11 protein-coding genes are annotated in these 12925 nt (G+C 67.5%); 3 read left to right on the top strand and 8 right to left on the bottom strand.

Annotation, left to right across the window (positions count from 1 at the left end):
• Positions 1 to 185 precede the first annotated feature (185 nt).
• Positions 186 to 1364: a multidrug effflux MFS transporter gene (locus tag ACV229_RS28755; protein ID WP_448086467.1), complete on the bottom strand. Its 1179-nt coding sequence runs from the start codon at positions 1362 to 1364 to the stop codon at positions 186 to 188.
• A gap of 157 nt (positions 1365 to 1521) precedes the next feature.
• Here ACV229_RS28755 and ACV229_RS28750 point away from each other — a divergent pair, with 157 nt between their 5' ends.
• Positions 1522 to 2391: a LysR family transcriptional regulator gene (locus ACV229_RS28750; RefSeq protein WP_448086466.1), complete on the top strand. Its 870-nt coding sequence runs from the start codon at positions 1522 to 1524 to the stop codon at positions 2389 to 2391.
• A gap of 15 nt (positions 2392 to 2406) precedes the next feature.
• Here ACV229_RS28750 and ACV229_RS28745 read toward each other — a convergent pair whose 3' ends face one another.
• Both ACV229_RS28745 and ACV229_RS28740 read right to left on the bottom strand, forming a co-directional pair.
• Positions 2407 to 4581 carry a 2Fe-2S iron-sulfur cluster-binding protein gene (locus ACV229_RS28745; protein WP_448086465.1) on the bottom strand — a complete coding sequence of 725 codons (2175 nt, stop codon included), beginning with the start codon at positions 4579 to 4581 and terminating at the stop codon, positions 2407 to 2409.
• A 37-nt stretch (positions 4582 to 4618) separates the two neighbouring features.
• A complete protein-coding gene (locus tag ACV229_RS28740) occupies positions 4619 to 5263 on the bottom strand; it encodes a glutathione S-transferase family protein (protein WP_448086464.1) in 645 nt (214 codons plus the stop codon).
• 126 nt (positions 5264 to 5389) lie between these two features.
• Between ACV229_RS28740 and ACV229_RS28735 the strand changes: the two genes are divergently transcribed.
• The gene (locus tag ACV229_RS28735; RefSeq protein ID WP_448086463.1) at positions 5390 to 6346 is read left to right on the top strand and encodes a LysR family transcriptional regulator; all 957 of its coding nucleotides are present in this window, start codon (positions 5390 to 5392) and stop codon (positions 6344 to 6346) included.
• 141 nt (positions 6347 to 6487) lie between these two features.
• Positions 6488 to 6748, top strand: a complete 261-nt coding sequence (locus ACV229_RS28730) for a fucose-binding lectin protein (protein WP_448086462.1) — start codon at positions 6488 to 6490, stop codon at positions 6746 to 6748.
• Positions 6749 to 6894: 146 nt separating this feature from the next.
• Here ACV229_RS28730 and ACV229_RS28725 read toward each other — a convergent pair whose 3' ends face one another.
• From ACV229_RS28725 to ACV229_RS28705, 5 genes are all read right to left on the bottom strand, one after another.
• Entirely contained in the window at positions 6895 to 7059 is a 165-nt protein-coding gene (locus tag ACV229_RS28725) for a hypothetical protein (RefSeq protein WP_448086461.1), read from the bottom strand.
• 186 nt (positions 7060 to 7245) lie between these two features.
• A complete protein-coding gene (locus tag ACV229_RS28720) occupies positions 7246 to 8847 on the bottom strand; it encodes a GMC oxidoreductase (protein WP_448086460.1) in 1602 nt (533 codons plus the stop codon).
• Positions 8848 to 8870: 23 nt separating this feature from the next.
• Positions 8871 to 9743, bottom strand: coding sequence for a hypothetical protein (locus tag ACV229_RS28715; protein ID WP_448086459.1), 873 nt, complete (start codon positions 9741 to 9743; stop codon positions 8871 to 8873).
• 41 nt (positions 9744 to 9784) lie between these two features.
• Positions 9785 to 11041 carry a ferritin-like domain-containing protein gene (locus tag ACV229_RS28710; protein WP_448086458.1) on the bottom strand — a complete coding sequence of 419 codons (1257 nt, stop codon included), beginning with the start codon at positions 11039 to 11041 and terminating at the stop codon, positions 9785 to 9787.
• Positions 11038 to 12885, bottom strand: coding sequence for a GMC family oxidoreductase (locus tag ACV229_RS28705; protein ID WP_448086457.1), 1848 nt, complete (start codon positions 12883 to 12885; stop codon positions 11038 to 11040). The genes ACV229_RS28710 and ACV229_RS28705 overlap by 4 nt, the downstream gene beginning before the upstream one ends.
• Positions 12886 to 12925 lie beyond the last annotated feature (40 nt).

Raw genomic sequence — 12925 nt, 5'->3', positions numbered from 1 at the left:
ACTTGCGCTTGCTCCGGTCCCACACAAAGCTGTCGAATCGGTCGATCGCCCAAATGCCTGATCGACGCGTGAGATAGCTCGCGCAATTCAATCTTGGACGCGTCGAATCGAATTCACAATACGCAATACCCCGCTTTGCCGTGACGCCCTCCGACGTCGTCGCACGCCACTGCAGGCGACGCACGTCAGACCGGATCGGCCACACCCGCCCGCCGCCATCGCGGCACGCAAGCCGCACCGGCCAGCAACGACAGCACCAGCACCGACACCGCCAGCACGGTGCCGCCCGTGCCGAACAGCGCGCTGACGCCCGTCGCCACCAGCGCCGCGCTGCCGATCTGACAGAAGCCGACAAGCCCCGACGCCGTGGCCGGATGACCGTGCCCGCCCGCGATCGCGCCCGACACGGCCAGCGACAGCGACGACCCGTTCGCGAGGCTGACGACGCACATCGGCAGGATCACGGCGGCCACCCCGGAGAGTCCGCACCGGTCGACCACGACAAACGCGAGACCGCCCAGCACGAAGCACGCGATGCCGGCCGCGACGATCCGGTCGTACGGCCAGCGGTCGAGCAGGCGCCGGGCCAGCAGGTTCGCCGCGATGATGCCGGCGGTCAGCGGCAGGTAGAGCCAGCCGCGCTGCTGCTCGTTCAGGCCCTGCTGCGCGAACAGGAACGGCGACTGCGTCAGGAAGACGAACCACGCGGCGTAGATCGCGCAGACGATCAGCGTATAGACGCGGAACGTCCGGTCGCGCAGCACGTGCGCAAATCCGGCAAACGGCGACGTGCGGACCCGCGCGCTGCGGGGACGGGTTTCCGGCACGCACGTCACGGCCATCAGCAGCGCCGCGGCCGCGAACGCCGCGACGAACAGGAAGTCGGCGCGCCAGCCGAACGACGCCGCGAGCTGGCCGCCGATCGCGGGCGCCAGCGCCGGCGACAGCGACACCAGCGGATAGACCACCGCGTACACCTTCGCCGATGTGCGCCTGTCGCAGGTGTCGGCAATGAGCGCGCGGCCGATGACGAGCCCCGCTGCCGCACCGGCCGCTTCGACCATGCGCCACGCAAGGAAGTCGGCGAAGCCGGCCGCCGACGCGCAGCCGAGCGAGCCCGCGATGTAGAGCCCGATGCCGGCCAGCAGCACCGGCTTGCGTCCGTGGCGGTCCGACAGCGGCCCATACGCAAGCTGGGCCGCGGCCAGCACCAGCAGATAGGCGGAAACGGTTTGCGGCATCTGCCAGTCGGCAACGCCGAACGCGGTCGCCATGACAGGCATCGCGGGCAGGTAGACGTCGGACGCGATCAGGCCGAACGCGCTGAGCATCGCGACGGTAACGATGAAGGACAAACGTGGCATCAGGGAACTCCATGCACACCGGCAACGCCGGCCGTGCAGTGATTCGAACGGAAACGGGAACGCGAAAGGAAGGCGCCATGTTAGGCAGCCGCCTTTCATGTGAAAATGCATGTAATCGCAGACTCATGCTGCAAATTTGCAGCCCCGACCCGAACACATGAACTGGGACGACGTACGAATCTTTCTGGCCATCCAGCGCGCCGGCACGCTGCGCGGGGCCGCACAGCAACTGGACATCGACCAGACGACCGTCGGGCGGCGGCTCGGCGGCCTGGAGCGCGGCCTCGGCAGCCGGCTGTTCCTGCGGACCACGGGCGGCCTCGTGTTGACGGACAGCGGCCGGCAGGTGCTGCAGACGGCCGAGCAGATGGAACGCCTCGCGGTCTCGTTCGAGCGGCGCAGCGAGGGGGCCGACGAACGGATCGCCGGCGACGTGCGCGTGACGACGACCGACGCGCTCGCGGTCGATTTCGTCGTGCCGGCCATCGAGCGCCTGCAGGTGCGCCACCCCGAGGTGCGGGTGATCCTGAGCACGACCACGCGCTTGCTCGATCTGGCCCGGCGCGAGGCCGACATCGCCGTGCGCACGCTGCGGCCCGAACAGCCCGATTTGATCGTGCGCCAGCTCGGAAGCTGGGAGGTGGGGCTTTATGCGTCACGACGATATCTGGCCCGGCATGGCGAGCCGCAACGCGGCAGCCGCTTCGCGGGCCACGACATCGCGCTCTACCAGCCGGGCGTCACGCAGCAGCAGGACGACATGCTGGCGGGCGAATCGCGGGCGGAAGGACGCGTGGTCGCGGAACTCGATTCCAGCCTGATGCTGGCGACCTTCGTGCGCGCGGGCCTGGCGCTCGGCGAATTGCCCGCCTACGTCGCGCAGCGCGACCCTGAGCTGACCCGGATCTGGCCCGACCGGCGCAGGGCCAGGCCTTATGACGCGTGGCTGGTCCTGCATCAGGACCTGGCGCGCACGTCCCGCGTGCGCGTGGTGGTCGACGCGATCGCCGACGCGTTTGCCGTCTGACGCGCGACGAACGCGTCAGAGATCGAGCACGAGCGGCTCGCCGGCCCCCGCAGCAGGCTGCGCGACGCAGAGCAACGCGCAGCCCGTCTCGACGGTGGCATCCGGTGTCTGCACGTAATCGACCTGCCCCGACAACACGCGGGTCGCGCACGTGCCGCACGCTCCTGATCGGCATTCGAACGGCACGTCGATGCGCTGCGCTTCAGCGAGTTCGAGCAGGCTGCCGTCGGCGGGCGTCCACGCGGTTTCGCGCCCCGTTCGGCGAAACGTGACCGTTGCGACCGTTCCAATCTCGCTGGCCGGCGCACCGGCCGCACGCGCCGGCTTGCGCGTCACGCTCGACGGCCCGAATGCCTCGAAGCGGATCCGCTCGTCGGCCACGTTGAGCGCGCGCAAGCCTTGATACAGATCGCGCATGAACGCGGAAGGCCCGCACAGATAGAAGTCGTAGTCGTCGAACGGCAGGATGCGCTTCAACTGCGCGACATCGACACGGCCCGGTCGCGCGATTCCGCCCGCTTCGTGCCGGCTGTCGAACCAGTGCAGCGACAACCGCGCATCGGCGGCGGCCCGCTGCATCAGTTCCGCCACGAACGGACGGTCGGCCGCCGTGCGTGCGCCATGCACGAAAACCACGCGCCGCGACGGATTGTCGTCGGCCAGTGCGCGATCCAGCATCGCGATCATCGGCGTGATGCCGATGCCCGCCGAGATCAGCACGGCCGGGCGCGGGCTCGACAGGTCGAACGTGAAGTGGCCGCGCGGCGTTTGCGCATCGATGACGGCGCCGGCCTGCGCATGGTCGTGCAGCCACGTCGACACGAGGCCTTCGCGCTTGACGGTGATCCGGTAGCGCCGGCCGTCGGACGCAGCGGACAGCGTGTAGCTGCGCATTGCCGGTGGTTCGCGCCCCGGCATCGCGACGCGGATCGGTACGTGTTGCCCGGCTTCGCAGGTCGGCAATGCGCCGCCGTCCGCCGCCTCGAAATGGAACGAACGGATCGCGCGCGCTTCGTCGACGATGGCGGCAATGCGAAGCGGTCGCCAGGTGGGTCGGGATTCCGCTGGTGCGCTCGTTGCCGCTGACGTATTCGCCACCGCTAGCGCTGTTGCCACCGACACCGGCGAAGCCGGCAGCGTATGCCCACGCCTGCTCGGCGCCAAGCCGTCGACCGACGCGTCGGACGCCGCCATACCGGTGTCATTCACACCGCTGCGCGCGACGCGATCCGCAAACTGCGGCGCCCATTCGACCGTCGACCACCGGAACGGCATGACCGCCGCGCTGCGCCGCACTTCCTGCACGCGATACCGCACGACCCGCTGTGCGCCGTCGAACGACGCGACGAGCGGCCCGTCCCAGACGATCTCGGCCAGCGCCGCGACATACAGCAGGTCGCCGCGCTCGAAATCCACGAACAGCAGGCCCGCACGCGGATCATGCAGCAGGTTGCCGAGCGTGTTGAAGAACCGGTTGCCGCTGAAATCCGGCGTCGTCAGCGTCGATGCATCGTCGACGCGCACGAAGCCCGGCGTCCCGCCGCGATGCGACACGTCCACGCCGCCCGCCGCGCCCGCCTCCGCCGACGTATTCGCGCTCGCGACGAAGAACGTATCGGCGTCGGCAAGCAGCGCGCGATCGGCATCGCTCAGGCGATCCGACCGTTCGACACGGCTCGGCTCGACGCGATCGCGCGGCTCGAACACCGGCGTACGACTCTGGATGTATTTCGCGCAGTTGCCGAAGCTCTGCTCGACGGCGATCGTCAGCGCATGCCCGTCGACGGCCTGCACGACGCCGTTTACGCGATTGCGCCGCCGCGTGTCGAACGCGATGCCGAGCCCGCCGAGTTGCGCGCCGGCCCGCCATGCGCCTTCCAGCGGATCGCCGGGCAATGCGTGGCCGGCGATCCGCAACGTGCGCGGATCGGGCGACGACATGAAACCCGGCGCGCCCACCCGCAACGTCGCCCAAGGCTGGCCGCCCGCGTCGGTACCGCCGAGCACGAAGAACGGCAATTGCGCATAGAACGTCCGGTGCTGGTCGGGCATGAAGCGGCGGATGCCGCGCCGTCCGGCGGACTCCGCCGCATCGGCCACGCCCGCGCGCTGCTGCACCGCGAGCTCACCCGCATGAAACGGCGGGACGTCCAGTTCCCAGCCCGGAATCGCAACAGTCGGCGCAGTCATCGCCAGCCCTCCTGATGAAAGTGACGTGATATGCGCGTCACGCCGCGAGCAAGCCCACCCGCGTCGTCGGCATCGCGACGAACCCCGGCAACGCCTCGACCCGCGCAAGCCACGCGCGAATATGCGGATACGGCGCGAGCGACACGCCGCCTTCCGGCGCATGCGCGATGTACGTGTAGCCGGCAATGTCGGCGATCGTCGGCTGCGCGCCGGCGGCGAACGGCTTGCCCGCAAGTTCCGCGTCGATCGCATCGAACAGCTTGACCGCCCGGTGCTTCGCCGCCTCGTGATCGAGCGGCGCGCCGAACACGGTCACGAGCCGCGCCGCAGCCGGGCCCACCGCGATCGGCCCGGCTGCGAGCGACAGCCAGCGCTGCACGGCCGCCGCGCCGGCCGGATCGTCCGGCAGCCATTGCGCATCGCCGTAGCGCTTCGCGAGATACACGAGAATCGCATTCGAATCGGCCAGCACGAGGCCGCCGTCGTCGATCACCGGCACCTGCCCGAACGGATTCACCGCGAGGAAGGCCGGCCGGCGCTGCTCGCCGGCGCGCAGATCGACTTCGATGGTCTCGAACGGCACGCCGAGAATCGACAGGAACAGGCGCACGCGATGCGCATGCCCTGACAGCAGGTACGAATAGACGCGGATGGGAGAAGCGGGCTTGCCTGCGGCCGACATGGGAACACTCCGGAATCACGCGCCGCCGGGAATCGGCGACGAACGGCCCCAGCGTAGCGCTCGCCGGGCGTCACCAGAAGACGGATAATCAAGGAAACATCATCCTCTCCGACAGGACAATCGACGATGGCGGATCTGCGCGACGTGAACCTGAACCGGCTGGCGATCTTCGTGGCGGTGGTCGAAGCGGGCTCGCTGACGGCCGCGGCCGAGCGGCTCGGCCTCGCGAAGACGGTGGTCAGCACGCACATGCAGCGGCTCGAATCGGAAGTCGGCGCGAACCTGCTCGTGCGCACGACGCGGCGGCTCGCCGTGACCGACGCGGGGCGCGCGTTCTACGACGCGTGCCGCGACATCGTGCGCGCGGCCGAGCATGCGCTCGATGCGGTGTCGTCGGAAACGGGGCCGCTGCGCGGCACGCTGCGCGTGAGCGCGCCGATCGATTACGGCGCGCAGGTCGTCGCGCCGGCGATCGTCGCGCTGCGCGACGCGCATCCGGCGCTCGACGTCGAGCTGATCGCGAACGACCGGCTCGTCGACCTCGTCGCGGACAACATCGACGTCGCCGTGCGGATCGGCCGGCTCGCGGATTCGAACTACCGCGCGGTACAGCTCGGCGAATACGAGAAGTGGCCGGTGGCGAGCCCCGCGTTCGTCGCGCGCTGGGGCATGCCGCGCGACCCGGCCGCGCTCGCGGCGCTGCCGTTCGTGATGCTGTCGTCGCTGCAGCGCCCGCAGACGCTCGAGCTCGAGAACACGCGCGGCGGCAAGACGTCGGTGCGCTGCAGCGCGCACGTCGTGTCGAACACCGCGACCGCGTGCCGCGCGATCGCGCTCGCGGGCGGCGGCTTCGGGCTGCTGACCGATTTTTCGATCGCGGACGATGTCGCAGCCGGGCGGCTCGTGCGCCTGCTGCCTGCATGGCGCTCGCCGCCGGCGGGGATCCACGCGGTGTTTCCGTCGACGCGGCTGCCGTCGCCGAAGGTGCGGGCGTTCATCGATGCGATGCGCGGGAGGATCGGCGAGGCGCCGGCGCGGGTCGCGCATGCACAGACAACGAAGCCGAAGCCTACGACTGGCTGAACGATATCGACAAAATAAACCCGATAAAAATAACAGTCATTCATCATTCGATTCATTTGCTAATCTTCATACCGGTGATATGCATATCGCATTCACCGAATCGGTTCAATTCTCCGCTTTATTCAACCCAGGAGCTTGAATATGCAAACCGCCGCAATTTCATGGGGAACTACCCCGTCGATTCGCGTTTATACCGCCAATGGCAACAAAATCACCGAGCGTTGCTACGACGGGCAGGGCTGGTACACCGGCGCCTTCAACGAGCCGGGCGACAACGTGTCGGCAACGTGCTGGCTGGTCGGCAGCACGATCCATATCCGTGTCTATGCAACGAGCGGCAACTCGACGACGGAATGGTGCTGGGACGGTGAAGGCTGGCACAAAGGCGGCTACACGGGCTGACCACTTGTCGGTATGACGCGGAACCGATCGGGTTTCGCGTGCGTGTCGGCGTAAGATGAATTTACAGTTCGTTTTACGCCGAATACTTTTTGATTCTCGACAATTTCACCGAATCATAAAATCATCCCTGAAACGACATTAATCTGTCACGCGGGCGTGACCTCGAATTGACTCACTGTCAATTCATCTTCGTTATCGATATCCCAGACAGGCGCAGTAAACGACCTTGTCGTTCGCGCATCCCTTATATTCCTGCGAATTTTGTTTGATTCCGGATCGCTGATCGGCTCGATCGTGGTGGAGAATTTCACGACGGCATCTCGTCCCGTTGCGCGGCAGCAGGACCGATGGTCGGCCGAATCCGGACACAAAAAAAATGGGCTCGAACAATCGAGCCCGCGGGGGGCACGACGCCCCGCACATGCCGCGTCAAAATCGTTCTCTCAACGGACACCGGCAGGACGGCCCCCACCCGTCCCGCCGGCCCGTCCGTTCTCCTACCCGCCCAACCGTTTCGCCAGCACCGACGTCATCGCCATCCCCGTATAGGTCGGATTCCACGACCCCGGCGACGGGAACAGCATGCTTCCCGTGCCGTACAGATTGCCGATCCCGTGCACCTTTCCCCATGTATCGGTGACCGAATCGTTCGGCGAATCGCCCATCCACAGCGTACCGGCCTCATGGAACACCATCGACGAATCGATCGACGGCATGTCGGCGCGCCACGTGATGTCGAGCGGCTTGTCGGCCGGTGCATGCATGTACTGCACCGGCGCGCCGGCCGACAGCACGCGCACGATGTCCTTCACCGACTGGTTCATCTTGCGCCGCGCGTCCGCGTCCTGCGGCTGCTCGCGCAGCGTGATGAGGGTCTGCCCGTTGCGCAGGCTCACGCGGTTCCAGCTTTTCGCGCTGCGCTCGCCGAGCATTTCGCCGAGCGCCTGCACGAGCACGTACACGTAGCCCGGTTCGCGGTACATCGCGAGCGACTGCGCGGACGACGCGTCGGGAAGCACGCGGTACAGCAGGTCCTCGTCCTCGGCCGGACGCGGATTGAACACGACCGAAATGTGGTTGTGGAAGAACCGCTCGTCGTCGACCTGGCTGAGCTGGTAATACGCACACACCTGCAGCTGGTCCGCGATCGCCGGGAAATGCCCGGCCGGAATCCGGAACGTCAGCGCCGAGCGGTTGTGCACGCACAGGTTCTTGCCGAGCAGCGGATGCTCGGGCAGCGCGGTCAGGCACAGCGCGGCCGCCTCGATCGTGTTGTTCGCGAGCACGATGCGGGCCGCGCCGACGTCGACGCTGATCGTCCGGTGCTGGTCGGTCGACACGAGCTCGAGCCGCGTGATACGGCCGCCGGCCGCCTGCATCCGCGCGACCGTCGTCAGCGGCACGACCTTCAGGCGGTCGGGGTACGCCTGCGCCAGCGCGACCAGCGTCTTGACCGGCGCGTACTTCGCGAACTGGCCGGGCGCGACGTCCGCGCCGGTCGCCATCGCACTGTCGAGATCCGACGGCATCGTCAGCGGCACCGCGCACGCGATGCTCGCGTTGCCTTCGAACAGCCGCGATTTCGCGATCGTGTCGAGCGTCCCGTTGTCGTTGCCCGTGCATGCGAGGCTGAAGCGCCGCCCGATGCGCTCGCCGGCCGGGTACCACTCGGCGTCGAGCGACGCGACGACCGCGGCCGGCCAGTGCGGGAACTCGTAGGGCCGCGGCTGCGGCACCCACGCGTTCCAGAACAGCGCGCGTCCGCCGACGTACGGCTGCTGCGGCGCAAGCGTGAAATTGCTGTCGCAGATCCACGGCGACACGGCGGGCCCGTACACCGCGTTCACGTACGCAGGCGGCAGGTTCTGCGAGTGATCGGGGAAGAAGATCGAGCCCTTCTCCAGCACGAGCACGCGTCCGTTGCCCGAGCGCATGATGCGCTCGGCAAACGTCGTGCCGTACGCGCCGCCGCCGATCACGACGTAGTCGTACTGCCCCTTCAGATCGTCCCAGTTACCGAGAAAATACTGCGCGAGATTCGACAGCACGGGCTGCGACGCGCCCGTCCGGTCGACCGCCAGAAAGGTTTCGAGGCTCACGATCGCTCTCCTTCACGACGCGCTCACAGGAACACCGCGCGGCTCTGGATCGCCGCCGGCGCCGACATGAAAGTCTGGACCGCATGCGCATGCGCGCCGTCGAGCAGCGCCTTCATCGCCTGCTGCATCGGGTGACGGCTCAGGCCGTAGCGCACGCTGACGCGGTGCGCGTCCCCGGGTTTGAGCCAGAAGGTCTTGAACGGCTGCAGGATGTTCCAGCGGCACGCGATCGCACGTCCGTCGTGATGGCCGTATTCGGTGATCGACGAGATGTTGCCGGGCACCGGCGTCAGGCCGTTCAGATCGGCGACGCATGTGAAGATGTCCTCGGCCGCCATCTGCGGATCGTTGACGCGGAAGCTCCAGGTCTCGACCCACTCCGGCTCGTAGAACGACACGTTCGGCTTGCGCACCGGGTTGAGCGACGGCAGGTTGACGCCGAACGTGGTCTTGAACTTCGGCTCGCCGAACAGCTTCTCGCCCGCCTCGATCGCGACGTCGCTGTCGCACGGCACGTACACGCGGTGATTGCCCATCAGCTTGCTCTGGTCGTCGCCCATCACCCATTGCTCGAAGCTCACTTCCGGCAGCGAGGCCGCCTGCGCGGCCGGAAACGCGACGATGTTGAGCTCCAGCTCCTGCGTGACGCCGATGCAGCTCGCCGGCCATTTTTCGGAGGGCTGATCGACGCCGCCCGAGAATTGCCCGGCATACGCCTGGAAGTTGAACGCAACGGACGCGCGGCCGCCGAACAGCGCCGGACGCAGCGGCGTGTTCTGCAGGAACGGCGTCACCCGGTTCGCGTCGACGAGAAAATGCACGACGCAGTTGATCAGCGATGCGTAGTAGAACGGCATCGTCAGCGGAGCAGGCACGGAAGGCAGTTGGGTGGACATGAACGTCTCCTCGCAAGGTGACAGGCGGTGGTCAGCAGAGTTCAGGAAATGGCCGCATCGGACGCGGCCGGCGGTGCGTATTCGAACGTCGGTGCCGCGTGCAGCCGTGTCGCATGCCCCGGCAGCGGATTGTTCACGAGGCGCAGGAACAGGTCCTTCAGCGTGAACATGCGGCCGATTCCCTGCTGCAGCAGCGCCGGTTCGCCGTTGAACGCGCGCTCGATCGTCCGCAGGAAATCCCAGTACGCGACGTTGAACGCCTGCGCATGCGCGAGGATCTCCGGCGCGTCGCGGTAGTCTTCGAGCTTGCTGTTCGGCCGGATCGGGATCGCCGCGCCCCAGTCGACCTCGAACGGCTTGCCGGTCGGGCCGCTGTCGACGGTGTCCTTCCACTGGTATTCGCGCCCGGCCAGCAGTTCGTTGAACCGGTAGTAATGCGCGACCTCCGGAAAGCTCTTGTAGCGCTCGCGGTTGCCGGTCCAGATCGTGTCGTTCGCCCCTTCGCCCTGGTCGCGGATGGTCTCGAGCGCGAACTGCGCCGACACCTCGTCGGTAATCGGGAACGTCGCGCCCGCGCCGTCGTAGTAGAACCCCTCGCCCACCTGCCGCGACGGTTCGCCGATGAACGTGCGCGCCGCGCCGTAGCGGTGCACGAACGCGGCCAGCTTCGCTTCGATGCGCACGTAGAACTCGCCGATCGTCATGTCCGTCTGCGCCGGATGCGCGTGGAACAGCACGTCGTCGCGCAGCTTGCGCGGCCGTTCGATCGCGCAGCCCTGCACGACCGCGTCGCGCGAGAACCCGAACAGGTTCACCTTGATCCCGTCGATGTCGAACGGCAGCGGCGCCGGATAAGCAGGGATGAACGTCGGGGCGCTCGTCTGCGGCGCGCCGCCGAGCGCGTTCATCACGTTCGCGACGAGCGTCATGTGCAGCATCTCCTCGACGACGACCGAACGCAGCACCTCGACCGCGCGCCAGCTGCTGTTCGGCGCGAGCGTGTAGAGCGCCGTGAGATACGGCGGGATCGTCGCGTGCTCGAGGATCAGTGCCTGCTGCAGGTCTTCCAGCAGCTTCTTCCGGTCGGTGTCGATATCCGTCGAGCCGATCACGTCGGCCAGCTCGCCGAACGTCCGGTCCAGCGTCGGGATGGTTGCGTCGAGGCCGATGTGCGGCAGGTTCTCGAGCAGACTGGCCGCATCGAGGCCGGATGTGCCGGATGTGCCGGATGTGCCAGGCGCGCCGGCCTGTGTCGCCTGGTACGCACGCAGCAGGCGGACTTTTTCCGTGAGGTTCATGCGCTTGCTCCCGTGTGGATGCTCGGTTCGCGGCCCAGCGCCTGTTCGATCCGGTCGGCGGCGAGGAAGCTGAGCGACGCGCCCGTCAGGGTCGGGTTGGACGTGCCGCTCGTGGTCATGCTGCCGCAGCCCACCACGTAGAGGTTGTCGTGATCCCACGCGCGCAGGTCGGCGTTCACGACCGAGTCGTGCCGGTGGCTGCCCATCCGGTGCCCGCCCATGTAATGCCCGGCGCCCTGGTAGTTGAACGTATGCCCCCGATACGAGAACTTCGGCTGCTTGTCGAACGTTTCCGTACGGTCGTCGATGCCGCACAGCTTGAAGATGCGATCGGACACCTGGCGCGCCAGCGCGAATCCGGCGCGGGTGTAGTCGCTCACGTCGTAATGGATCACCGGCCGGTAGTTGCCGAGGACGTCGCGATACCGGTTGTCGATCTCCATCCGGTTGCCGGCTTCCGGCAATTGTTCGACGAGAATCCCGAAGCGCACCTGGCGCGTCACGCGCTCGACGAGTTCGCGTTGCAGCCTGCGCCCCCAGTAGTGGCCGTCGACGAACTCCTGCACATCGCTCGCCGGCGCGGCCTTCGGCCAGCCCCAGCCTTCGTTGCCGATCTCGATGCGGAACGACGCGGTGTGATCGCGGAACGCGCCCCAGCGCATCCCCTCGATGCCCGACGTCGCGATCGGTCCGCGGAACGGCCACACCTGCCGCGGCGCGAGCCCCCAGGTGAGCAGCTCAGGATGATCCATCAGCCCGACGCCGACGAGCCCGCTGCTGTTCGCCGCGTGCGACGCGAGCAGCAGCTTTGCGTTTTCCACGGGCGCCGCGCACAGCACGACAATGTCGCCGCGCGCGACGAAGGTCTGGTAATTCGACTCGCCGGGCTTGAGATAGCTCTTGACCGTCACGCCGGTGATGCGGCCGTTGCCGCGGTCGATTGTCAGCTCGCTCGCCACGCACTGCGTGACGAGCGTCACCCAGTCGCCCGGGCTCGCGACGAGCGTCTTCATCGCGTTGTACTTCGCCTGCACCGGACAGATCGGCACGCAGCTCGTGTTGCCCATGCAGCGATGCCCGATCGCGCGCGAACTCACCGAGCCGACCGGCGCATAACCGTTGCCGCCGTCGTACGCGGCATTCGGCACACCGTTGCGGCCGGCCGGCGTGCCGATCACGTCGAGCGGATGCGCGCCGTCGCCCGGATCGTAGGTGCGCCCCTTGAGCCCGTCGGCGAACATCTGGTCGACGAGGCTCGGCGGCAGGCCGTGCATCGGATACACGTAGCCCTGCGGAAAGCGCTGGCCGTGATAGGCCTGCTCCTCGACGTTCGCGGACACGCCGAGCTCGCGTTCGGCCAGTTCGTAGTAGCGCGAGAAGGTGTCGTACGACAGCGGCCAGTCCTGCGCGACGCGGTACAGGCTGTGCATCCGGAAGTCCTCGGGCAGCATCCGCAGCGACGTGCCGAGCCAGTGCAGCGTCGTGCCGCCCGCATAGCGCGTGTAGGTGCTGCGGTACGGCAGCGGGCCGCGCTGCACGAAGTAGCCGCCGTCCGTGTTGTCGTGCTCGGGAACGACCTCGATCTGCAGTTCGTTCGGCTGCGGCGCGTTCGGGTTGTTCGAATACGGCGCCTGCGGCACCTTCGCGAGCGTCGCGTAATAGGTTTCGAGGAATTGCGTGTAGTGCGTGAAGTTCAGGCCGGAGCCGGTGCCGGCCTCGAGCAGCAGCACACGGCGTTTGTGCTCGGCCAGCCGGCGCGCGACGATGGCCCCCATGATGCCCGCGCCGACGATCACCACGTCGTAATGGCGCGCAAGCGCACTCTGCGCTGCTTCGATCTTCATGCTGGATTCCCCGGTTGAGCCGGGCACGGCCCGGCGAGAC

The organism is Burkholderia sp. MR1-5-21 (assembly GCF_053427715.1).
This window is presented reverse-complemented; position numbering and strand designations above follow the sequence as displayed.

Bases quoted from the DNA above. Each gene is read 5' to 3' on its own strand.
- ACV229_RS28740 (WP_448086464.1), bottom strand. From the start codon at position 5,263: ATGTCGGCCGCAGGCAAGCCCGCTTCTCCCATCCGCGTCTATTCGTAC.
- ACV229_RS28755 (WP_448086467.1), bottom strand. From the start codon at position 1,364: ATGCCACGTTTGTCCTTCATCGTTACCGTCGCGATGCTCAGCGCGTTC.
- ACV229_RS28710 (WP_448086458.1), bottom strand. From the start codon at position 11,041: ATGAACCTCACGGAAAAAGTCCGCCTGCTGCGTGCGTACCAGGCGACA.
- ACV229_RS28715 (WP_448086459.1), bottom strand. From the start codon at position 9,743: ATGTCCACCCAACTGCCTTCCGTGCCTGCTCCGCTGACGATGCCGTTC.
- ACV229_RS28750 (WP_448086466.1), top strand. From the start codon at position 1,522: ATGAACTGGGACGACGTACGAATCTTTCTGGCCATCCAGCGCGCCGGC.
- ACV229_RS28730 (WP_448086462.1), top strand. From the start codon at position 6,488: ATGCAAACCGCCGCAATTTCATGGGGAACTACCCCGTCGATTCGCGTT.
- ACV229_RS28735 (WP_448086463.1), top strand. From the start codon at position 5,390: ATGGCGGATCTGCGCGACGTGAACCTGAACCGGCTGGCGATCTTCGTG.
- ACV229_RS28745 (WP_448086465.1), bottom strand. From the start codon at position 4,581: ATGACTGCGCCGACTGTTGCGATTCCGGGCTGGGAACTGGACGTCCCG.
- ACV229_RS28705 (WP_448086457.1), bottom strand. From the start codon at position 12,885: ATGAAGATCGAAGCAGCGCAGAGTGCGCTTGCGCGCCATTACGACGTG.